At 62.3% G+C, this 20745-nt stretch carries 21 protein-coding genes and 1 pseudogene; 15 read left to right on the forward strand and 7 right to left on the reverse strand.

Going from position 1 to position 20745, the window contains the following annotated elements; all coding sequences use genetic code 11:
• The first annotated feature begins 255 nt into the window (after window positions 1-255).
• Together aspD and ACVIGA_RS41930 are read left to right on the forward strand one after the other, a co-directional pair.
• Entirely contained in the window at window positions 256-1887 is a 1632-nt protein-coding gene (gene aspD / locus ACVIGA_RS41925; RefSeq protein WP_456670617.1) for an aspartate 4-decarboxylase, read from the forward strand.
• Between the two features lie 200 nt (window positions 1888-2087).
• Window positions 2088-2267: a hypothetical protein gene (locus ACVIGA_RS41930; protein ID WP_456670618.1), complete on the forward strand. Its 180-nt coding sequence runs from the start codon at window positions 2088-2090 to the stop codon at window positions 2265-2267.
• A gap of 8 nt (window positions 2268-2275) precedes the next feature.
• Here ACVIGA_RS41930 and ACVIGA_RS41935 read toward each other — a convergent pair whose 3' ends face one another.
• Window positions 2276-2794: a B12-binding domain-containing protein gene (locus ACVIGA_RS41935; protein WP_456670619.1), complete on the reverse strand. Its 519-nt coding sequence runs from the start codon at window positions 2792-2794 to the stop codon at window positions 2276-2278.
• Window positions 2795-2820: 26 nt separating this feature from the next.
• On the opposite strand from ACVIGA_RS41935, the pseudogene ACVIGA_RS41940 reads away from it, so the two are divergent.
• Window positions 2821-3140: pseudogene (locus ACVIGA_RS41940) on the forward strand (hypothetical protein).
• Window positions 3141-3176: 36 nt separating this feature from the next.
• On the opposite strand, the gene ACVIGA_RS41945 reads toward ACVIGA_RS41940, so the two are convergent.
• Window positions 3177-3572, reverse strand: coding sequence for a hypothetical protein (locus tag ACVIGA_RS41945; RefSeq protein WP_456670620.1), 396 nt, complete (start codon window positions 3570-3572; stop codon window positions 3177-3179).
• 409 nt (window positions 3573-3981) lie between these two features.
• Between ACVIGA_RS41945 and ACVIGA_RS41950 the strand changes: the two genes are divergently transcribed.
• Both ACVIGA_RS41950 and ACVIGA_RS41955 read left to right on the forward strand, forming a co-directional pair.
• The gene (locus ACVIGA_RS41950; RefSeq protein ID WP_456671002.1) at window positions 3982-5061 is read left to right on the forward strand and encodes an AI-2E family transporter; all 1080 of its coding nucleotides are present in this window, start codon (window positions 3982-3984) and stop codon (window positions 5059-5061) included.
• The gene (locus ACVIGA_RS41955) at window positions 5058-5498 is read left to right on the forward strand and encodes an ion channel (RefSeq protein WP_456670621.1); all 441 of its coding nucleotides are present in this window, start codon (window positions 5058-5060) and stop codon (window positions 5496-5498) included. Before ACVIGA_RS41950 ends, ACVIGA_RS41955 begins: the two co-directional genes overlap by 4 nt.
• Before the next feature lie 8 nt (window positions 5499-5506).
• Here the strand turns inward: ACVIGA_RS41955 and ACVIGA_RS41960 are convergent, their stop codons facing one another.
• Window positions 5507-6175: a helix-turn-helix domain-containing protein gene (locus ACVIGA_RS41960; protein ID WP_223975031.1), complete on the reverse strand. Its 669-nt coding sequence runs from the start codon at window positions 6173-6175 to the stop codon at window positions 5507-5509.
• 340 nt (window positions 6176-6515) lie between these two features.
• On the opposite strand from ACVIGA_RS41960, the gene ACVIGA_RS41965 reads away from it, so the two are divergent.
• The 3 genes from ACVIGA_RS41965 (at window position 6516) to ACVIGA_RS41975 (ending at window position 8879) form a co-directional block, all read left to right on the forward strand.
• Window positions 6516-7589, forward strand: a complete 1074-nt coding sequence (locus ACVIGA_RS41965) for a sensor histidine kinase (protein ID WP_456670622.1) — start codon at window positions 6516-6518, stop codon at window positions 7587-7589.
• Window positions 7590-7671: 82 nt separating this feature from the next.
• Entirely contained in the window at window positions 7672-8304 is a 633-nt protein-coding gene (locus ACVIGA_RS41970; protein ID WP_456670623.1) for a response regulator transcription factor, read from the forward strand.
• A 170-nt stretch (window positions 8305-8474) separates the two neighbouring features.
• A complete protein-coding gene (locus ACVIGA_RS41975; RefSeq protein ID WP_456670624.1) occupies window positions 8475-8879 on the forward strand; it encodes a response regulator transcription factor in 405 nt (134 codons plus the stop codon).
• Here the strand turns inward: ACVIGA_RS41975 and ACVIGA_RS41980 are convergent.
• Both ACVIGA_RS41980 and ACVIGA_RS41985 read right to left on the reverse strand, forming a co-directional pair.
• Entirely contained in the window at window positions 8861-9412 is a 552-nt protein-coding gene (locus ACVIGA_RS41980; protein WP_456670625.1) for an invasion associated locus B family protein, read from the reverse strand. The genes ACVIGA_RS41975 and ACVIGA_RS41980 overlap by 19 nt on opposite strands.
• A gap of 79 nt (window positions 9413-9491) precedes the next feature.
• Window positions 9492-10379, reverse strand: coding sequence for an alpha/beta hydrolase family protein (locus ACVIGA_RS41985; protein WP_456671003.1), 888 nt, complete (start codon window positions 10377-10379; stop codon window positions 9492-9494).
• Window positions 10380-10560: 181 nt separating this feature from the next.
• On the opposite strand from ACVIGA_RS41985, the gene ACVIGA_RS41990 reads away from it, so the two are divergent.
• From ACVIGA_RS41990 to ACVIGA_RS42000, 3 genes are all read left to right on the forward strand, one after another.
• Window positions 10561-12237, forward strand: a complete 1677-nt coding sequence (locus tag ACVIGA_RS41990; protein WP_456670626.1) for a SulP family inorganic anion transporter — start codon at window positions 10561-10563, stop codon at window positions 12235-12237.
• Between the two features lie 188 nt (window positions 12238-12425).
• On the forward strand, window positions 12426-15176 hold the full coding sequence (locus ACVIGA_RS41995) for a decarboxylase (RefSeq protein WP_456670627.1): 2751 nt from the start codon (window positions 12426-12428) through the stop codon (window positions 15174-15176).
• A gap of 90 nt (window positions 15177-15266) precedes the next feature.
• Complete coding sequence (locus ACVIGA_RS42000; protein ID WP_223975023.1) at window positions 15267-15701, forward strand: hypothetical protein; 435 nt, start codon at window positions 15267-15269, stop codon at window positions 15699-15701.
• 40 nt (window positions 15702-15741) lie between these two features.
• Here ACVIGA_RS42000 and ppk2 read toward each other — a convergent pair whose 3' ends face one another.
• On the reverse strand, window positions 15742-16542 hold the full coding sequence (gene ppk2 / locus ACVIGA_RS42005) for a polyphosphate kinase 2 (RefSeq protein WP_456670628.1): 801 nt from the start codon (window positions 16540-16542) through the stop codon (window positions 15742-15744).
• Between the two features lie 25 nt (window positions 16543-16567).
• Entirely contained in the window at window positions 16568-17020 is a 453-nt protein-coding gene (locus ACVIGA_RS42010; RefSeq protein WP_375774803.1) for a hypothetical protein, read from the reverse strand.
• Between the two features lie 154 nt (window positions 17021-17174).
• Between ACVIGA_RS42010 and ACVIGA_RS42015 the strand changes: the two genes are divergently transcribed.
• The 4 genes from ACVIGA_RS42015 to ACVIGA_RS42030 all read left to right on the forward strand — a co-directional run bounded on the left by ACVIGA_RS42015 (window position 17175) and on the right by ACVIGA_RS42030 (window position 20683).
• On the forward strand, window positions 17175-17618 hold the full coding sequence (locus ACVIGA_RS42015) for a hypothetical protein (protein WP_456670629.1): 444 nt from the start codon (window positions 17175-17177) through the stop codon (window positions 17616-17618).
• On the forward strand, window positions 17611-18843 hold the full coding sequence (locus ACVIGA_RS42020) for an HlyD family secretion protein (RefSeq protein WP_456670630.1): 1233 nt from the start codon (window positions 17611-17613) through the stop codon (window positions 18841-18843). The genes ACVIGA_RS42015 and ACVIGA_RS42020 overlap by 8 nt, the downstream gene beginning before the upstream one ends.
• A 24-nt stretch (window positions 18844-18867) precedes the next feature.
• Complete coding sequence (locus ACVIGA_RS42025; protein WP_456670631.1) at window positions 18868-19281, forward strand: hypothetical protein; 414 nt, start codon at window positions 18868-18870, stop codon at window positions 19279-19281.
• Window positions 19282-19372: 91 nt separating this feature from the next.
• Window positions 19373-20683, forward strand: coding sequence for a TAXI family TRAP transporter solute-binding subunit (locus ACVIGA_RS42030; RefSeq protein ID WP_456670632.1), 1311 nt, complete (start codon window positions 19373-19375; stop codon window positions 20681-20683).
• The last annotated feature ends 62 nt before the right edge of the window (window positions 20684-20745 follow it).

Consider the following 20745-nt stretch of genomic DNA (forward strand, 5'->3'; position numbering starts at 1 on the left):
AAAGGGCGAGCAACTGTATCGATCGACATCAGACGGTGGCCGACGAGGTGGATGTTGATCTATGTCAACCGCGAGTGCGACAGCCTCGTGATTTCATTGTCTTGCCGACAACGCACGCGTGAGCTGCTTGCGATCGCAAGGCCGGCACGAGACCGTTGACATAGATCAAGGCTCGTCACCGGCCGCCGCTCATGCTGAGCGCAAGGCGCCTGTCCACCTCCATTCCAACACCTTGCATCGTCCCGGGAGTGTCAAATGGCCGATCTTCTGACCCTAAAGAAATTCGAGGCGTTGAGCCCGTTCGAGATCAAGGACGAGCTGATCAACCTCGCGAAGAGCAATTCGAAGCGGAGTCAGATGCCCTTCCTGAACGCCGGGCGGGGCAATCCGAACTGGGTGGCCACGACGCCGCGTGAAGGCTTCTTCCTGCTTGGACAGTTCGCCATGACCGAGAGCAAGCGGGTGATGGAGCACCCGGCGGGCATCGGGGGCATGGCTCAGGCAAAGGGCATTGCCGGACGGTTCGAGGCCTGGCTCGCACAGCACAAGGACATGCCGGGCGCGAGCTTCCTGACCGAAATGTTGCCCTTCGCGGTCAAGAAATTCGGCTTCGATCCCGACGCTTTCGTCCACGAACTCGTCGACTCGATCATCGGCGACAATTATCCGGTGCCGGATCGCATGCTGGTGCACAACGAATGGATCGTGCACGAATATCTGATGTGGGCGGTCTGCGGCGAGCCGCGGCCGGCCGGGAAGTTCGACATCTATGCGGTTGAGGGCGGCACGGCGGCGATGTGCTACCTCTTCAAGTCGCTGAAGGCCAATCGGCTGCTGGTGCCAGGTGATACGATTGCGCTGGCGACGCCGATTTTCACGCCCTACATCGAGATGACGCACCTGGAGGACTACGATCTGAAGGTCGTTCAGATCAGGGCTCCGCAGGAAAACAAGTTCCAGTTTACCGACGAGGAGATCAAGAAGCTGGAGGACCCGAAGGTCAAGGCCTTCTTCGTCGTCAATCCGTCCAATCCTCCGGGGATGGCGTTGAGCAAGGAGACGATCGCCAAGCTGGCCAATTTGGTCAAGACCAAGCGTCCTGACCTGATGATCCTCACCGACGACGTCTACGGAACCTTCGTGCACAACTTCCGTTCGCTGCTCGGCGAGCTGCCGCACAACACCATCGGCGTCTACTCCTATTCGAAGTATTTCGGCTGCACGGGATGGCGGCTCGGGGCCATCGCGATCCACGAAGACAATATCTTCGACAAGAAGATCGCCAAGCTCCCGGACGAGGCCGTGAAGGCGCTCGACAAGCGTTACGGGCCGCTGACGCTCGAGCCGCGCAAGCTCAAGCTGATCGACCGGATCGTCGCCGACAGCCGCGACGTGGCGCTCAATCACACCGCGGGACTGTCGTTGCCGCAGCAGGTGATGATGAGCCTGTTCTCGCTTGCGGAGATGCTGGATGTGAAGAAGGCCTATCAGGCCGCCTGCATGGAAATCGTCAACAAGCGCCTGTGGTCGCTGCTCGACGGGCTCGGGCTTGCCGACAAGCTGACCCCGAATCCGAACTACGATGCCTACTACGCCCTGATCGATTTCGAGTTCTGGGCTCGCAAGAATATCGGCGACGATGCCGTCGAACACCTGAAGAAGAATGTCCACCCCTTGGATCTCGCGTTCAGGCTGGCCGAGGCCCACGGGATCGTGCTGTTGAACGGAGGTGGCTTCGATGCGCCGGAATGGTCACTTCGCGTGTCGCTGGCAAACCTCCCTGACGATGTCTACGACGACATCGGACGCGGCGTCCGGGCGATCGCCAGAGGCTATCGCGATGCCTATGACGCTGCGACAGGGAAGGGCGCAGGCGCGAGGCGCTGATGAACTGAATTCTACGGGCGGAGAGACCCGTTGATTTTCGGCGCGGCAGTTGGGCACGGTTGTCCACCATTCAGCTGTCCAGATGTCGCGTCGTCAACGGCCCGGCTCTCATAGCCCGATTGGGTTAGCCAGGTTGTCGCAAGTGATTTCGATCGCGTGGCACAAGCTGCACTGGTCAACCGGTTTCCACGTGATCTACGATGACGATCATGAGGAACGGCGACGACAAACTTAGTCGAATCGTTCGTGCAGGCCGCGCTCGCGGTTGGTTGAATCATTGGCTTGAAGCCATCGACGGCGATTTTGCTTTCAGGATGATTGTTGTCACAGCCGGCACCCTGTCGACCATGGCGATTGCATTCGGATTGTTGTCGCCCTGAGCGCGACGTTACCCGAAGTCGGGCGAACTGATGTCGGTGACGAGACCGGCGTCGGCAACCGCGGGCACGTAGCGTGGCGCATTCGTGAACAGGACCTGATCGGAGGGCGACGCTATCGGTGCTTGGCCGAGCGTGCTCATCATCGCCGTGATCAGGTTGATGACCTCCTCGCAGAAGGCGGTAAATCGATGCTCGCCATCGACGCTGAGTACGCCGGTCTTCCAATCCTCACCGATCTGATACAGCATCGGGGCGATCATGCCGATCAGGATGTCGACCGGCCGGCAGCTTGCACCGATTGCCTCGTCGACGACAGCTTTCGCGGTTTGGACGTTGTTGTTGCGCCCGGCAATGAACAGGCGGCCGAAGATATCGCGGAGGAATTGTGCATGCGCGAGCTCGCGCCCCTCGAGGGACCAGTAGTGCTTCGCTTCGCAATCCGCGCACAAGCCGTGCGTGATGCTGAAATCGCCGTATTCAGGCGCTTCGCCCGTGAAGCGTTGGCAGTATGAGCACCATTTCAGCACGAGACGGCTACTCCCGGCCGTGATGAATGCGCTTCAGAATAATTGCAAATTCGACCGGACGTCGAGACCGCTGTTCGGCCAGGCTCGGTATCGGGGCCTGTGTCACGACCTTCTTGTTCTGCTGCGCACAAGAGGCGGTCGCGCTGCCGCTAACACCATTCCGTTATGAGGCCCAGGCGCATCGGCATTGTCCCGGGGATACCGTGGTCTGGCTCGATCTCCGCCGCGGACGCTATTATCTCTCAAGGGACAGAGCCGTTATGCCAGAGGCTTCGACGGCAGTTACGTGTGCAGGAACGAAGCCCGCGACAGCGGCTATCGGCGATCGTTGCTGGGCCTGCGGTGACTTCCCTGCAAGCCGGCATAGCGCCCGACGACCGATCTACCATCCGTAATAGGCGCGCGGCTGGGCGTAATATCCGTAACCTCCATATCCTCCATAAGGCGGGCAATAGCCGGAGCCGTAACCATATCCGCCGCCGTAATAGGGATATCCGCCATAGGCGGAGCTTGCGACGGCTCCGCCGACGATCGCCCCGGCTGTGGCGGCGCCCCATCCGCGATAACCCCATCCACGATAGCCCCAGCCGCCGTAGCCTCCTCTCCAACCGCGATAGCCCCAGCCACCGCCCCATCCGCCCCAACGGACCTGAACGGTGCCGTGGTCGACCGCGGCAATGGCCGCGATGTTGGTCGGCAGCGGGGCGGCATGGCTCGCGTCAACGCCGATCGCGCTCGCAAGCAGGGTCAAGGCCAGCAAGGTTCTGGTGTTCTTCATGATGTCCTCCAGATCGGGGTGACAAGGCAGTCGTGATCCAATGGCTGGCAAATCACGACCGGCTTCCAGATCATGTGCAACCCAGACTGTCAGCAGGCGGCAGCCGACGCTTGACTTGAATCAAAGTGACCGTGGGGGCTCCTCGGTGGAGCGGACGATCGATGCTGCACCTTGGGACAATTGCCGCGGGCAGCAGTCCGTCGCCTAATTGGAGCGCGATCGCGATCGTGATCCCGGCCGTGAATCGCATCCCGACGAGTTGGAGCGGCCTCGATTCCCATCCCCGAACCGGGGCCGTTTCTTTGCCGAGGCAGCGGACGCGCGACGCTTGATCTGGATCAACTCGCGCGCGGCAGTGCGATGGCACCACTTCCTGCGTGCCTGCTGACGCTCAATCGAAAGCATGCTCTTGAAAACCCTTCGCCAGCTCGTAGCCGGAGATGAGTTCATCCAGCTCGCAATTCGCCTCGGATTGCTGGCGCTGCTGATCTACTGGTCGTTCGTCCTGGTCCGCCCGTTCGTGCCGATCCTGGCCTGGAGTGTGGTGCTCGCAGTCGCGCTCTATCCCGTCTTCACCTGGCTCACGAGGATACTCGGCGGCCGCGCGAGCATTGCGGCTCTCGTTCTGACCTTGATCGCACTGGGAGTCGTCATCGGACCGGCGACCTGGCTCGGGATCGGGGCGGTGGACGGGGTGAGGGAGCTGGCAGGACAATTGAGCGCCGGGAACGTTGTCGTGCCGTCGCCGGTGCCGCAGATCAAGGATTGGCCGCTGATCGGCGGCCCGCTCTACGATCTCTGGGATCGGGCCTCGACCAATCTGAGCGCCGTGCTGCGCGAGGTCGTTCCGCACCTAAAACCGCTCGCCGGGATCTTGTTTGCGTTTGCGGGCGATGCCGGGGTCGGGATGCTGAAATTCCTGCTCGCCGTTGTCCTGGCGGGGTTTCTGTTTCCCTATGGCTCGCAGCTTGCCGCAGCGTGCCGGAGCTTCCTGTCCCGCATCGTGCCGGAGCAGAGCGAGCACTTCCTCGACCTGGCCGGCGCAACCATTCGGGCGGTGTCCCGGGGCGTCATCGGCGTTGCCGTCCTGCAATCGCTGCTGGCCGGGGTCGGCTTCAAGCTGGCGGGGATTCCAAGTGCGGGCCTGCTGGCGTTTGTCGTGATGCTGCTGGCGATCGTGCAGATCGGGGCGGCGATCGTGCTGATTCCGGTGATCATTTGGCTCTGGTCGACCAAGGACCTGGCGACGGCGCTTGCTTTCACGTTGTTCTTCCTGGTCGTCGGGGTCATCGACAATGTGCTGAAGCCGCTGGTCATGGGGCGGGGCCTGACCACGCCGGCGCTCGTCATCTTCGTCGGCGTGATCGGCGGGACGCTTGCGCACGGCATCGTGGGCCTGTTCATCGGGCCGATCATTCTCGCGGTCGCCTGGGAACTGGTCACGGCATGGATCCGGGACGACCGCGCCCGGTTGGCGGGACAGCGATGATACTGCTTCAACTCATCGTGGGATCGGCGGTCAGCGCGATCAATATCGCGGTCCATTCGCTATTCACCGTCGCGGTGATTGGGCTACTGCGGAACATCGCCTTGAGCGCGGCCGGCAGGTCTGGGTTGCAGCTCAGCGGCGTGATGGTGGCGGCTGCGCTGATCCTGATGGTCGCACACACGCTGGAGATTATGGTGTGGTCACTGGCCTATTTCGTGATGAGTGCAGTGCCTGCGGGTAGCGATCTGATCTATTTCGCGTTCGTGAACTACACCACGCTCGGTTACGGCGACGTGATCCCGGTAAAGGCGTGGCTGTTGCTCGGACCGATGGCGGCCATGAACGGTATTCTGATGTTCGGCTGGTCGACGGCGGTCCTGTTCGAAGTGCTGCAAAAGACCATCGAGCGCCAGGCCGCGCTCGTGAAGTCCCCGTAAACTCGCGGTCAGTTGTCCAGCCTGGACAGCTGGTCGCGGTCCACCAGCATGATTTCGCGCTGGTTCGAGCCGAGGAAGTTGAGCGCTCCGTAGGCGTGCAGCTTGGAAAGCGCGCGCGATACCGTCTCCAGGGTCAGCCCGAGATAGTCGGCGATATCGCGCCGGCACATCGGTAGGGCGACGACGTCTACTCCAGTCAGCCGGCGGTCCATTTCGAGCAAGAATGCTGCAACCCGCTCCAACGCGGTCTTGCGGCCGAGCAGCAGCATGTGATCCTCGGCATGCTGCAGGTTGCTCGTGGTCATGCTCAGCAGGTTGCGGGACAGGGCGGAATCCGAATGGGCCACCCGTTCGAGGCTCATCCGCTTGACCAGGCGCACATTGGTGTCGACGACAGCTTCGGCGGTGAAGCGATGGAACTCGGTATTCTCGAGGCCGAAAATGTCTCCGGCGAGATGAAAGGCGCCAATCTGGCGCCGTCCGTCTGAGAGGAGCTTGTAGCTGCGGACGGCCCCCGAGACGACCTGATAGACGTACTCCGCAGGCTCCTTCTCGCCGTAGATCTCGGCGCCCTTTCTGTAGTGGAATTCGCTGGTGATGAAGTTGGCGTGCCGGGCGGTCAGCCCACCGAGGATGTTAGGTCCATTGGCCGGTCTGACATTGACGTGAGCGAACATGGACCAACTCACTCTGTAATGAACTTGCGGCGTCCGAGCGGTTCGAAAGGCCTGTCCGCACGCAATGACTACGACAGGGCTCGATCAGCCTCTATTGGTCCTGAGGTCATTGTCCTAAAGGACAGGGCGCGGGAATGCGGCGATTTGTCCGTAATTGGTGCGGAAGTCTTCGATGAAAATTCAATTCTCTCGACGATAACGGAGTGCTAAGTTTTGAACCCGTTGATCTCCGGCTCCGAGCGCTATGGGCAAGCCAATTCGGCTCTCTGGACTGATCATCCTGCTGGCTATCTTGCTTTCTCCGCCTGGTCTCCGGGCGCAAGAGATGCGTCCGCATTCGATGCTGGTGCTGGACCAGTCCGATCGGCGCGGCCCGTTCGACGATCAGGTGTTCGTCGGGCTGAGCGATGCCGTGAGCGCGCAGGGTCACGCGCCGACGACCGTCTACACGGAGAGCCTCGATCTCAGTCGCTTCGGTCGCGAGGCTTATCAAGATGGATTTCGGCGTGAAGCCGCTCTTCAATTGGCAGCAGATGCAGCACTGCCGCAAGGCAGCGAAAGTCGCTTCCGTGAGCCGACTTTTATTGAAAGGTACCGCTGGCGGGCGATCGCGCTCGCCGCTGCAATACTAGCCCAGACCTTGCTCATCGCGTTCCTGCTGCACGAGCGGCACATGCGGCGGAAGGCCGAGGTCGAAGCCCGTAATCAGCTGTCCCAGCTTGCCCACGTCAATCGGCAGGCGACCGCCGGAGAGCTGTCGTCCTCCATTGCCCATGAGCTCAACCAGCCGCTTGGCTCGATCCTGACCAATGCCGAGACCGCGGAACTGATCCTGGCTTCGCCGACGCCCGACCTTCAGGAGGTCCGGGAGATCATTTCCGACATCAAGCGCGATGATCTGCGCGCGAGCGAGGTGATCCGTCGGATGCGCAGTCTGCTGAAGCGTGCGCCGTTCGAGAAGAAAGAGATCGATCTCAATCAGACCATGCGGGAAGCGTTCGATTTCCTCAAGCTGCAGGCCTCCACGCGCAACGTCGCCATCTACCTGCAGACCTCACCGGAGATCTTGTGGGTGAAGGGTGACCCGGTTCAGTTGCAGCAGGTCATTCTCAACCTTGTGGTCAACAGCATGGATGCGATGGCCAAAATGCCCTACGGGCGCACGATCATCGGCCGTACCGAGGTCAACGGCGACGCGCTGGCGATGATTTCCATCTGCGATTCAGGTCCGGGAATTCCCCAGGACAGGCTGAACGATATTTTCGATCCGTTCTTCACCACGAAGGAGCAAGGCATGGGCATTGGCCTGTCCATCGCACGGACCATCGTTCTGGCGCATAGCGGTCAGATCTGGGCCGAGAACCAATCCGGCGGCGGAGCGGTTTTTCATCTTTCATTGCCGCTCGCTGCATAGCTCGTTTGGGGTCTTTTCTTGGCAGGAGGCCGTGATAATACGAATGCAGAATCTCGCTGTCGATCGCGCAGGAGAGGGCGTCATGCACGCTTACGTGCATATCGTCGATGACGATGCCTCGTTTCGTACAGCACTTGAGCGCAGGCTCAAGCTCGCGGGCTATCGTGTTCTGACGTATGCGTCGGCCCGGCAACTGCTCGATCGATTGCCCGGCGACGAAGAGGCCGGCTGTATCCTGTTGGACGTGCGGATTCCCGGAATGAGTGGTCCCGAGCTGCAGGGCCGTCTGAACGAGCTGCAATCCACGCTCCCGATCGTATTCCTCACCGGACATGCCGACACAGCGACGACCGTGCAGGCGATCAAGGCCGGAGCCGAGGATTTCCTGACCAAGCCGATCGCGTCCGAGCAACTGATCGAGGCAATCAATCGCGCCGTCGCGCGGCACGAACTGGCCCGCAGCCAGCGAACCAGGCTCGACTCACTCCGCGCGCTGCTGGCCAGGTTGACCCCGCGCGAGCGGCAGGTGTTCGATCTGATTGTGCGCGGTCGGATCAACAAGCAGATCGCCTATGAGCTCGGCACGACGGAACGCACGATCAAGGCGCATCGTCACCAGGTCATGGAGAAGATGCAGGTGCAATCGCTTGCGGAACTGGTCTCGATCGCCGAGCGGCTCGGCGCGCGCGAGCTTGACCGCGAGGTCAAGGGGTGACCCGCTGCGGCCGTCCTGTCCCATGGTACAATATGAAAGCTCTGTGACGGCGCTTATCTCGAATAATACCGCGACGGTGTCGCGCGCCGATCGACGTTCAGTGTCCTGCATCGGGACACGGACGTCGGGTGACGAATCAAGATTCGGCGTCGAGGTAGAGGTTCTATAATTTGCCGATCCAGAAAATTGTTCTCGTTGTGGACGATAATCCCTCCATGCTTCGGGGAATCGGACGGCTGCTTCGGGAATATGGATTTGCATCCAGATTGTTCGAGACCGGAGCTGCCTTGCTAAATGACAGTGGCTTCGATGGCGCGTTGTGTCTGATCCTGGACATCAATCTCAGCGATGGTTCAGGGATCGAACTGCGTCACCGCCTGGCAGATCAGGGCATCGAAGTCCCCGTCATTTACATCACCGGAAATGACAACCCGGCGACACGCATGGCCGCGATGGCATCCGGATGCGTGGCCTATCTGACCAAGCCGTTCACGGCGAAGTCGCTGATGCAGCCGATCGAACAATTGTTGGCTGGCGCAGCGATTGCGGGTCTCGATCACTCGTCGATGGCTTGATCGAGCGTCAGCGCGGGTGCTCCCTTGCGCACGGTCGCAAAGCGGTCGAGCGGGACCGATGTCGTCATCGTCAGAATACTGGTGTCGACCACCTCTATCGAGAGCGTCTTTCCACCATCCATTTCCCCAAGCAGCTTGGGATCGGCAACATCGGCGGCGATGCACATGTTGGTCACGCACCAGGTATAGGGCAGGCGATGGACCTGCTGCTGGTCGACCGACAGCTTGACCCCGGCCTGCAGGTACATCCCGACGGGCAGGAACAGCTGGAGACGGGCGGTGCCGTCTTCGCGCTCGATCAGATCGACGCGAACGGCCGTCTGGCCGGTCCCGAAGGTGCCGGTGATCGTCGTCCGGCACAATGTCTTGGCGCCGGCAGCATTGAAACAAAGCCTGCGCCAATCGCCGAATTTGACGTCCCGCGCCGCGCGTGCGCCCCGCGAGGTGACCTCCGCGCCGTCCTTGACCGCAGCCGGTGGCGAGGGCGTCTGTTGACTGTACGCAGCACCGATGCTGACCGCGAACAGCGCCAACGTCGCCCAAGCACGATACAAGGCACGATATAAGGCACCAGATCGGTCCATGGATGCTCCTTCAGCGAGGCTTGGCCGCCTAGCGAACGTTGCCCAGAAATCGTTCGACCAATGGCGACCAGATGGGAATCGAATTGGGAGAGCCGATCAGGAAATGCCCTTCGTCGCCGAACGGCGGCAATAGATGGTATTCGGCCCGCCCGCCGGCGCGCGAGAACGCCTCGTGCATTCGCTTTGACAGGACCGGGCCGAAGAAGGTGTCGTTCTCGATATAGAGCCACAGCATGGGCACCCGTGAGGTATGGCCAAAGAAGCCGGTCGTTTCGACTAGTTTATCGGGATTGCAATTGTTGTTGGGCTTGCCATCGACCCGGCCACCGCGGCCGGCCGCGAAGGTGATGATGGCTTTGACCTGCGGAGGGTTGAGGCTAGACAGCGCGATCGCCGCCCAACCGCCGGCCGACTGCCCGACGACGATGACGTCTTTCGGCACGATGCGCTTTTCGGCTGCCATGTAGTCGATGATCCAGAGATCGACCTGCGCGACGGCGAGACCCGGATCGAGGAAATTCGGATTGATGCATTTCCCGACCTTGGAGAAGAACGGGCCGTAGAGACCGCGTTCGGGAATATCGATCGCCGCCGCGCCATAGCCGGTGCCGACCGGTGCGACCACGAGATAGCCGCGCCGCGCAAACCACATGGCGGCGTCGCGAAACTCCACCAGGGGGAAGAAACTGCGATCCCTGGCGTTCAGCGACACACCGTGGTTCATGATGACCAGCGGGAAGGGGCCGTCGCCCACGGGGCGGACCAGGTAAGCGAACATCGGTAGCGGCAGCGGCAATGCCCAGATCTCTTCCTGGATGCGCTGGGATGGGTCTTGATCATCGGTGCGTGCGGGAGCGGTCAGGCCAAGCAACAGAAGCGCTGCGGTTGCGAGGATCCGTAAGCGGTGCTGACGCATGCCATGCGCTCCAGCGGTCGTTCGGCAAATGTGCAGGTCACGATAATCGAGCCGACGTAGGTGAGAAGCACATTGCGGGCAGCGAGGCTTGATCTGAGTCAACGAGCATCGCGTCCGCCGGCGCAACCACATGCAGCCATTGCGGCTTCATACGGCGGGCGTGATGTCGATCCGAGGCGAGATGAGTTGGATGCGTCGGTTTCCGCCGGCGATCTGGCTCGCCGATTATCGCGCCTCCTGGCTTGGGGCGGATGCGATCGCCGGGGTCACGCTGGCGGCCTACGCCATACCGGTGTCGCTGGCCTATGCGGGCCTCGCCGGCCTGCCGCCGCAGATCGGCGTCTACGGCTACCTGCTTGGCGGAATAGGCTACGCCCTGCTGGGCTCCTCCCGGCAACTCGCGGTCGGACCGACCTCGGCGATCTCGCTGATGATCGCCGGTGCCGTCGGCATATTGGCCGGCGGCGATGCCACGCGTTACGGACAGATCGTCAGCCTCGTTGCCTTCAGCGTCGCAGTGCTCTGCCTGATTGCGTGGCTGTTCAAGCTCAGCCTGCTGGTGCGGTTGATCAGCGATAGCATTCTGGTGGGCTTCAAGGCCGGGGCAGGGCTCACCATCATCATGAGCCAGCTGCCGAGCCTGTTCGGCGTCGCAGGCGGCGGCCATAATTTTTTCGACCGCGCGATCAAGCTTGCCGGCCAGTTCGGCGATACCAGGCCGCTGGTGCTCGGCATCGGTGTGGTTGCGACCGTGCTGCTGTTGCTCGGCGAGCGCAGGCTGCCCGGCAAGCCCGTTGGGCTGGCGGTGGTCGCGCTGTCGATCCTGACCGTCTCCGTGCTCGGGCTTGCGGAAATGGGATTGCCGGTGACCGGAAAGATCCCAACCGGGTTGCCGGTCCTTGCGCTGCCGACATTTGGCCTGCTCGAATTTGACGATCTCTTTCCAATTGCCGCCGGGTGCCTGGTGCTGGCCTATGTGGAAGGCGTATCCGCCGCGCGAAGCTTCGCGGCAAAGCACGGCTACCCGCTGGATGTCCGGCAGGAGTTTTTGGGACTCGGCGCGGCCAATCTCGCGGCAGCCCTTGGGCACGGCTATCCCGTTGCGGGCGGCCTGTCGCAGTCGGCCGTCAATGACGCAGCCGGCGCGCGAACGCCGCTGGCCCTGGTGTTCTGCTCCGTGACCCTCGCACTCTGCCTGCTGTTCTTCACCGGTCTGCTGACCAATCTGCCGAAGACCGTGCTTGCCGCGATCGTCTTTTCGGCCGTCTACAAACTGGTCGATATTCGCGCGCTCGCCAGAATGTGGCGGATCAGCCGGATCGATTTCTATGCCGCGCTCATCGCGCTGGTATCCGTGCTGTTCCTCGGAATCCTGCAGGGAGTGTTGCTGGCCGCCGTCGCCACCATCTTCCTGCTGCTGTTGCGCGCGTCCCAGCCGAATATCGCGTTTCTCGGCCGTCTGCCTGGCAGCGGCCGCTATTCCGACCGGGCGCGGCACGACGACGTGGAGCCCTTGGCCGGAATCCTCGCGTTTCGCCCGGAAACCTCTCTCCTTTATGTCAATGCCGAGACGATCTTCGAGACGGTATTGGCGGCGCTTCGGATGTCCCCCGACGTCAAGCTGGTGGCCTGTGACCTGTCGGCCTCGCCATTCATCGACCTCGCGGGGTCGCGCATGCTCCACGATCTTCACCAGGAACTCGCATCGCGCGGAATCACGTTCCGCATCGTCGGGGCGCACGCGCAGTTGCGCGACCTGCTTCAGGCGGATGGCCTTGCCGACAAGACCGATCGTGGAGACTGGATGCGCACGCTTGACAGCGTGTTGGACGACAGGAAACCGCCGGCAAACACCTAGCGTGTGCGACCGAGCGGATCGCCCCCGGACACAGTAGCCCTGTCGCATCGCAAGGCGTGGCGCCTGCTCGGAAGCTGTGAGACGCGTCTCAATCCGGCGTCGGCTTGACTTGGATCAAAGGGAGCATTGGGCCCGGTTCCTACGATCGGACAGAACCAGCGCCAGGATCACGAGATCAGGAGTCATTCATGGCCAACGACGCGAAGCCGGCACAGCAGCGCATCGACCAGTTCTTCTCCGGACCCGGCGGACGCGCCGACAATTGGCGCGATCTGGTTGAGGCGGCAAAGCGGTGGAGCGGAGGCGGCGACCGTGCCGCGTATGACGCGGCGCTGTCGGCGCTTGCGGTCACGGAGGAGTTTCACGGCTACCCGGGCCTTCGTTTGATGGCGGCACTGAAGGAAGCCGCGGCGGCGGGTGATGCCGCCACCTCGCATATGCTTGCGACGCGGATCACGCAGGCCCTTCAAACGAAATCCTTCCGCCAACAGGCCCACGATTGGAGCACGCAGGACGACGGCAATGGCGACGTTCCCGATCTGCTTCCGCCAACGCTCGGACAATCGGGGGGCCGCCGTCCCTACTTCGAGACCCTGATCGTGACCGGGGTGCCGGCCGGTAACTGGCCGGGACTGCTTTCGGAATGGCGCAGGCTGCGGCGTCCGGTCGACGCCTTCATCTATGAGCCCGTGGTCGTGGGCAGTCTCGAGGACGCCTTCTGTGCGGCCATGCTAAATCCCAACATTGCGGCGGTGGTGATCAACGAAGGCTTTGGCTTGCGCTCGCGCCACGACGCGCCTGTGCTTCGTGCCATGACCGGCGCCATGGGGCTCAACGACGAGTCCGACGCGTCCGCGCTCCGGCTGGCCCATATCCTGAAGCGGATCCGTCCCGAGCTTGATCTCTACCTGATGTCCAACCGCGACGTCGAGGAATTGGCCGGCAATCCCGAGGCCGACGTGGCGCGCCGGGTGTTCTACTCGGTCGAGGATATCCTCGAATTGCATCTGTCAATTCTGGAAGGCGTGCAGGATCGCTTCGATACGCCGTTCTTCGACAATCTGAAGAAATACGCGCAGCGGCCGATCGGAACCTTCCACGCGCTGCCGATCGCGCGGGGCAAGTCCGTGTTCAAGTCGGACTGGATCCGCGACATGGGCGAGTTCTATGGGCTGAATCTGTTCCTTGCCGAGAGCAGCGCCACCACCGGCGGCCTCGACAGCATGCTGGAGCCGACCGGTAACATCAAGAAGGCGCAGGAGAAGGCCGCTCGCGCGCTCGGCGCCGACCGCGTCTTCTTCGTCACCAACGGGACCTCGACCTCCAACAAGATGGCGGTGCAGGCGCTGCTGGGTCCCGGCGACATCGCGATCGTCGATCGCAACTGCCACAAGTCGCACCACTACGGCATGGTGCTGGCGGGCGCGCAGCCGCTCTACGTCGAGGCATTCCCGATGACGGAATACTCGATGTACGGGGCAGTACCCCTGAAGACGATCAAGCAGGCGCTGCTGAATGCGAAGGCCGATGGCCGGCTCGACCGGGTCAAGATGATCGACCTGACCAATTGTACCTTCGATGGTCACATCTACAACACGCGGCGGGTGATGGAGGAATGCCTCGCGATCAAGCCCGACCTGATCTTCCTCTGGGACGAGGCCTGGTTCGGCTTTGCGCGGTTCTCGCCGTTCCTGCGGCGGCGAACCGCGATGGGCGCGGCCAACGAGATCGAAGCCTGGATGCGCGATCCCAAATCGGTTGCCGCTTACGAGAAGCAGCAGGCCGAACTCGGCAAGAACCCTTCGGACGAGGTGCTGCTCAAGACCCGGCTGATTCCCGACCCGCGCCAGATCCGGTTGCGGGTGTACCAAACCAATTCGACGCACAAGTCGATGTCGGCGATCCGGCAGGGCTCGATGCTGGCCGTCAAGGACATCGAATTCCACACGGTCGAGGCGCAGTTCAAAGAGGCCGTGTTCACGCACGCTTCGACCAGTCCGAACCAGCAGCTGATCGCAAGCCTCGACGTCTCGCGCCGCCAGATGGAGCTCGAGGGTTATGGACTGGTGGCCAATGCGATGGAGATCGCGTTCGCCATCCGCAATGCGGTCAACACCAATCCGCTGATCTCCCGATATTTCCGCGTTCTGGGCGCGGATGCGATGGTGCCGAAGGCCTATCGCCAGAGCGGGTTCACCGATTATCTGGCTGATGGCACCAACTGGGCGAGCGCGCTGAAGAGCCTGAACGACGACGAGTTCTGCCTCGATCCGACCCGGATGACGCTGGTCTGCGGCACGGCCGGCTACGACGGAACGCAGTTCAAGGGTCTGCTCGCCAGCCGCTACAACATCCAGGTCAACAAGACCTCGCGCAATTCGGTCCTGATCCAGTCCAACATCAACAATACGCGGAGCGACGTCGCGCATCTGGTCCGGGTGCTGGCCGAAGTCTCCGGCGAAATCGATCGCGGCCTGGCTAAAGGTGGAGCGAACGCCAGGCGCGATTTCGACGCGCGGGTCAGCAGCCTGATGAAGGACGTGCCCGACCTGCCGAACTTCTCGCATTTCCACGACGCTTATCGCGGCGACGCGGGCACGAAGACGAACGAGGGCGACATCCGCGGTGGGTTCTATTCAGCCTATGATGCGGCTGGATGCCAATACATTCGCCTGAACGATCCCGAGATCGACAGGCGCCTGAAGAACGGGCCCGCTCTCGTTTCCGCGAGCTTCGTGATCCCGTATCCGCCGGGCTTCCCGATCATGGTGCCTGGCCAGGTCATCACGCAGGAGACCATCGATTTCATGCGCAAGCTCGATGTGAAGGAGATCCATGGCTACGACGCCGCCGAAGGCTTGAAGCTCGTGACCACCGAGGCGCTGGCCAGGATGGGCAAGCCGCGGGCGGCAGCGCCGAAGCTGAAGGCCGCATCATAAGGGCACGAGATCTCGCAAGGCGTCTTCGCATTCTCGGAGCGATGATCCTTGCACAACAAGTCGTAACGCAACCGGTTTCTGGAGAGAGCCATGAGGAAAGTGAGTTTGATCGGAGTTCTTGCTGCGGTGGTGATGGGATTGGCCGGCTTCAGCACGCCATCACTGGCCGAAACCGGCTCGGTCGCCGTCATCTTCACCAAGGGCGGCTTCATCGTGGGTGTCGGAGGCGGCGAGGGCGTATTGACGCTGCGCGGCAAGCATTATCCGTTCACAGTGTCGGGGATGAGCGTTGGCTTCACGATCGGCGCTTCGACCACCAAGTTCGTCGGGCGTGCCATCAATCTCAGGGGGCCTGCCTCAATCGAGGGCTCCTACAGCGCCGCAGGCGCCGGTGGTGCGATCGCCGCGGGCGCCGGCGGCGTGCAATTGCAGAATGCCAATGGCGTGATCCTGCAGCTCAGCGGCCCGAAGGTCGGCGCCGAAGTCTCGGCCGCCGTGGGCGGTGTCACGATCCGCTTGAAATAGGTCTGAAGGACCAAGGCCGCGCGCGGCGCGGCCTTGCCCTTCAGTAGCGCTCCTCGACGAACTTCATCCCGCGCAAGCCGGTCTGGTCGTTGTAGCGGCCCTTGTTCGAGCGCTTGGGCAGCTTGACCTTGACGCGCTTGACGCGTCCGTGAGGAATTGTCTTGAGCAGGAATGAGATGCAGTTCAGTCGCGCCCGCCGCTTGTCATCGGATCGGATGATGTTCCAGGGCGCATGCTTCGAGCTCGTCGCCTTGAACATCAGGTCGCGCGCACGTGAGTAGTCATACCAGCGGCGATAGGATTCAGTGTCCATCGGGCTCAGCTTCCACTGTCGCAACGGATCGTCGATCCGAGCCCTGAAGCGCCGTTCCTGCTCATCCATCCCGACCTCGAGCCACAGCTTGACCAAGATGATGCCGCCCTCGATGATGTATTGCTCCATCTGCGGGCAGAGCGAGAGGAACCGCTTGTGGTCCGCAGGCGTACAGAATCCCATCACATATTCGACGCCTGCGCGATTGTACCAGCTGCGATCGAAGATCACGATCTCGCCGGCGGCGGGAAACTGCTGCATGTAACGCTGGATGAAGAGCTGGGACTTCTCGCGATCGGATGGTGCCGGCAGCGCGACCACCCGAAACACACGTGGGCTGACCTTCTCGGTCAAGGCCTTGATGGTTCCGCCCTTGCCGGCTGCATCGCGCCCCTCGAACAGGATGATGACCCTGAGCTTGTTCGCGACCACCCAGTCCTGGAGATGGCACAGCTGGACCTGCAGCTTGTGCAGCTCTTCCTCGTACTGTTTGCGCGTCATCTTTTCTGCGGACTTGTCTTTCGCCATGGATACCCGTCCATCGTTCGAGCTGTTAACCCCAGGCAATGACGATGCCGATGTCGCCGGGCATGCCCCCGGGGTATTCAACGACCTGGTATCGGATGCGGTAGCCGCGCGGCTGCAGATAGTCCGCCCAGAGCTGGTATATTTCCTTCGGTATGCCTGTCAGCGTCTTTTCCCAGCCGGCCTCCATCTGATTGATGGCGCGCCCCTTGTCGGTGCACAGCGTGTTGGGGAAGCGGTAGACCTGCACTTCGGTCAGTCCGTTGCGTACTGCGCGCTGAATCACCGTCGATGCCAGCTTGACCTTCTCGTCCTCGCTGAGCCCGGAGGGTTTGCTCAACCGCTCGATCAAGGCGCGCTTCTCGGCCTCCACAGCAGCCGCACGCTTGGCATGTTCCTCGGCCTTCCCCGCTTCCTGGAGCGCTGCCTGCTTCTGGATCTCGTGCGCATTCGGGATCAAGTCATCGATCTTGTCTCGCATGGCTGGGGACTCCTAAGCCCGATCTCTCACCGTGCCTCCGAACGGTAGGGTCGGGCCAACGGGCCTCCTTGATCCAGATCAAGCAAGCGCGATAGGATGATCAGCAGTGTCGATCAAGATTGCTTGCGGTTTTATTGCAACCGGGAGACTTGGCTTGAACGAACAGATCCATCCGGCAGCGCCCCATCATCTGCCGTTTTTCATTCCCGGCGCCGACGGGTCGGATACCCTGATGGTGGTGATGGGCATTTTCCTTGTAGCCACAGTCTTGTGGGTTGGCACTCTCTACTGGAAGCTGCACAGCCTGCCGGAACGCATGGCGCACAAGAGCCAGAAGCTTCAATTTGAGATCGTCGCGGTCCTCGGCCTGATATCGCTTTTCACCCACATGCATATCTTCTGGGTCGCCGGCTTGCTGCTGGCGCTGATCGACCTGCCGGATTTCGGCACGCCGATGCGCAGCATTGCCGATTCCGTCGAGCGCATAGCCGACGCCACGCCGGGTTCGCCCGCTGCTGAACCGGAAGCCGAATCCGTACCTGGCGGCGGTCCCGACGTCCGGACGCCCGCGAAGCAGGAGGTGCACAACCATGCTTGAGCTGATGATCTGCTCGCTGGTGACGATCCTGCCGGATTACCTCTACCGCCGCTATCGGCAAGGCAAGCGGTTCGGCAAGGAGATCACGTTTTTCTCCGTCTGGTACGAGTTGAGATGGGGCATCACCGGCTGCCTGATGCTCACGATCTCGCTGATCACGATGATCTTCTACTTCCATCCCTCGACAAGCTCCGCGGCGATCTACTTCAGAACCGTACCGATCCTGCCCGAAGGGTCCGGCCGCGTCATCGAGGTCAATGTCGACTTCACCGCGCCGGTGAAGAAAGGCGACGTTCTGTTCCGGCTTGATGGTTCGAAGCAGGAGGCTGCGTTGGAGACCGCCAGGCGAAAGATCGCCGAGGTCGATGCGTCGCTGATCTCGGCGCAGGCCGATGTCGTCAAGGCGGACGCCCAGATCGGGGAGGCGAAAGCCTCATTGCAGCAGGCCAAGGACGAACTCGACGTGAAGAGCGAATTGCAGCGCCGTAATCCCGGCATCGTGCCGCAACGCGACATCGAGAAGCTGCAGGTGCTGGTCGATCAGCGGCAGTCCGGCGTCGATGCCGCTAGCGCCGTCAAGGAATCGGCGACGCTACGGGTCTCCACGCTCCTGCCGGCCGAGCGGGCGAGCGCCGAGGCCGCGCAGGCGCAGGCCCAAGTGGATCTCGACAAGACCTTCGTCCGTGCCGGCGTCGATGGCCGCGTCGAGCAATTCCTGGTTCGCCCAGGAGACCTCGTCGCTCAGATCATGCGGCCGGCGGGAGTCCTGATACCGGACGAAGCGGGCCGCAACAGGTTGCAGGCGGGCTTCGGGCAGATCGAGGCCCAGGTGATGAAGCCCGGCATGGTTGCAGAAGCCACGTGTATGTCGAAACCCTGGGTGATCATCCCGCTCGTCGTCACCAGCGTGCAGGATTTCATCGCCGCCGGCCAGTTTCGGGCCACCGAGCTGTTGATCGACCCGCAGAGCCTGCAGAAGCCGGGTTCGATCCTCGTGTTCCTTGAGCCGCTTTACAAGGACGGCCTCGACGGCGTGACACCGGGCAGCAGTTGCATCGTCAATGCCTACACCAGCAACCATGACGTGATTGCCGATCCGAAAACCGGCGCGTTGAAAGGTTTTGCCCTGCACGCCGTCGACGCGACCGCACTCGTTCATGCACTGCTGCTGCGGATCCAGGCTCTGCTGCTGCCGATCCAGACGCTGGTGCTCAGCGGTCACTGACGGGCGCGAACAGGGAGACAGCATATGAAACCGGATCGCAAATTTCGCGCAATCGTGGTCGCGGGCGTGATCTTCGGATCGCCGGATTGCGCGCGCGCATTCGATCTCACCGGCGCCTGGGCGACGAGCGCCGAACAGTGCCGAAAAGTGTTTGCGCACAAGGGCCGGGCGAGCCAGCTCACCTTCACGAATTTTTCGGGCGTCTATGGCGGAGGGTTCATCGCCGAGGCCGATCGCCTTCGGGGCAAGTTCGAGAACTGCAAGATCAAATCGCGCAAGGACGACGGCCAGAACATCAACATCATCGTCGGTTGCGCGTCGGGAATCATGGTATCGAACGTGCAGTTCTTCCTTAAGGCCGTCGACGACGATACCATTACGCGCCAGTTCCCGGGCATCGAGGGGATGGAGGTCAATTATCATCGTTGCAAGCTCTAGAGGCGTCCGCTTGCCGCGCTGGCGCGGCGCCGCCAAACTGTTCTCGGCTGACGCCGGGCCGATTGGGTAGCGCGCCGTGGATCCGGGCAGGTTGCCGAGGTCATTCCGCATCGCCCTGGTGGTGGGAATCATTCTTCTGGCGGCGGGGGCGGGCTTGCTGGCCTATCGCTGGTATGAGCGGCCGACGACCTTGACGATCGCAGTTGGCTCGCTCGATGGCGAGGCCGGCAGGCTGGTCTCGGCGATCGCCGGAAAGCTCACCCAGTCGAAAGCGCCGGTCAGGCTCAGCCTGGTCCAGACCCCGGGGCCGCTTGAGTCCGCCCAGGCATTCGCGTCCGGAAAGGTCGATCTCGCCGTCGTACGTGGGGATGTCGGCGATCTCTCGCAGGCTCAGGCGGTCATCGTACTGGCCCACGCCACCGTGCTGATGATCGCGCCGCCCGGCGCTGCGATATCCGACGTGGCGGAGCTGAAGCGCGCCACCATCGGCGTGATCGGCGCCGAAGCCAATCAGAAGCTGATCAAGGTGCTGACCGACGAGTACGACCTGACGCGGGCCGGCGTGACGTTCAGGCCGCTGGCGCCGGCGGACGCGCGCCGGGCCCTCGACACCAAGGAGGTCCGGGCAATCCTGCTCGTGATGCCCCTGACCGAGAAATATCTTGCGCTGCTGCGCAATGTCTTCCCGCACACGGCGCGAGCCGGCCCGGTGATGATCGCCATCGAGTCCGCCGGCGCGATCGCGGAAAAGGAGCGCGCCTATGAGAGCTTCGACGTGCCGAAGGGCACCTTGCGCGGCTCGCCGCCGATTCCCGCCGACGACCTGACGACGCTGCAGACATCGTTCTATCTGGTGGCGCAGAAGAAGCTCGGGAATGACCTGATCGGCGACCTGACGCAATCGATCATGAATGCGCGGCGGGACCTGCTTGCAGAGCTGCCGGGGCTTTCCCAGATCGCCACGCCCGACACCGACGCGGGCGCCTATTTGCCGGTGCATCCCGGGGCGGCAGCTGTCTTTGAGGGGACCCGGGAGAGCTTTCTCGACCAGTGGGGCAATGCGATCTTCCTGGCGCCGATGATCGCAGGCGGGCTCGCGTCCGTGCTCGCGGCGGCTTGGAAATTCCTGCGGCCGGTCGAGATGCCGAGCCGCCAGGAGGCGCTCGACGCGCTCTATGCGCTGGGGCCTCGGGTCCGGGCGGCCGGTCTCGAATCGGAGCTGGAGGAGATCGAGCGTGAAATCGATCAGGTGCTGCGGACGCAACGCAAGGAGCCGGTCGCAGACGACAAGGCAGAGCGTGCCGTCACCGCGGTGAATGTTGCGGCTCACCGGCTCGAGAACCTGATCCACGATCGCCGCGTTCATCTTGCATCGCGGCAGCCGAGCCAAGTCCAAAGTTGAACCGCAAGCTGAGCGGAAGGATGCTTTCCTTGATCTCGATCAAGGGGAAGACGTGGCTGTGG

Source organism: Bradyrhizobium sp. USDA 3240 (assembly GCF_054063295.1).

Bases quoted from the DNA above. Each gene is read 5' to 3' on its own strand.
- aspD (WP_456670617.1), top strand. From the start codon at position 256: ATGGCCGATCTTCTGACCCTAAAGAAATTCGAGGCGTTGAGCCCGTTC.
- ACVIGA_RS41930 (WP_456670618.1), top strand. From the start codon at position 2,088: ATGACGATCATGAGGAACGGCGACGACAAACTTAGTCGAATCGTTCGT.
- ACVIGA_RS41945 (WP_456670620.1), bottom strand. From the start codon at position 3,572: ATGAAGAACACCAGAACCTTGCTGGCCTTGACCCTGCTTGCGAGCGCG.
- ACVIGA_RS41955 (WP_456670621.1), top strand. From the start codon at position 5,058: ATGATACTGCTTCAACTCATCGTGGGATCGGCGGTCAGCGCGATCAAT.
- ACVIGA_RS41960 (WP_223975031.1), bottom strand. From the start codon at position 6,175: ATGTTCGCTCACGTCAATGTCAGACCGGCCAATGGACCTAACATCCTC.
- ACVIGA_RS41965 (WP_456670622.1), top strand. From the start codon at position 6,516: ATGCTGGTGCTGGACCAGTCCGATCGGCGCGGCCCGTTCGACGATCAG.
- ACVIGA_RS41970 (WP_456670623.1), top strand. From the start codon at position 7,672: ATGCACGCTTACGTGCATATCGTCGATGACGATGCCTCGTTTCGTACA.
- ACVIGA_RS41985 (WP_456671003.1), bottom strand. From the start codon at position 10,379: ATGCGTCAGCACCGCTTACGGATCCTCGCAACCGCAGCGCTTCTGTTG.
- ACVIGA_RS41990 (WP_456670626.1), top strand. From the start codon at position 10,561: ATGAGTTGGATGCGTCGGTTTCCGCCGGCGATCTGGCTCGCCGATTAT.
- ACVIGA_RS41995 (WP_456670627.1), top strand. From the start codon at position 12,426: ATGGCCAACGACGCGAAGCCGGCACAGCAGCGCATCGACCAGTTCTTC.
- ACVIGA_RS42000 (WP_223975023.1), top strand. From the start codon at position 15,267: ATGAGGAAAGTGAGTTTGATCGGAGTTCTTGCTGCGGTGGTGATGGGA.
- ppk2 (WP_456670628.1), bottom strand. From the start codon at position 16,542: ATGGCGAAAGACAAGTCCGCAGAAAAGATGACGCGCAAACAGTACGAG.
- ACVIGA_RS42010 (WP_375774803.1), bottom strand. From the start codon at position 17,020: ATGCGAGACAAGATCGATGACTTGATCCCGAATGCGCACGAGATCCAG.
- ACVIGA_RS42020 (WP_456670630.1), top strand. From the start codon at position 17,611: ATGCTTGAGCTGATGATCTGCTCGCTGGTGACGATCCTGCCGGATTAC.
- ACVIGA_RS42025 (WP_456670631.1), top strand. From the start codon at position 18,868: ATGAAACCGGATCGCAAATTTCGCGCAATCGTGGTCGCGGGCGTGATC.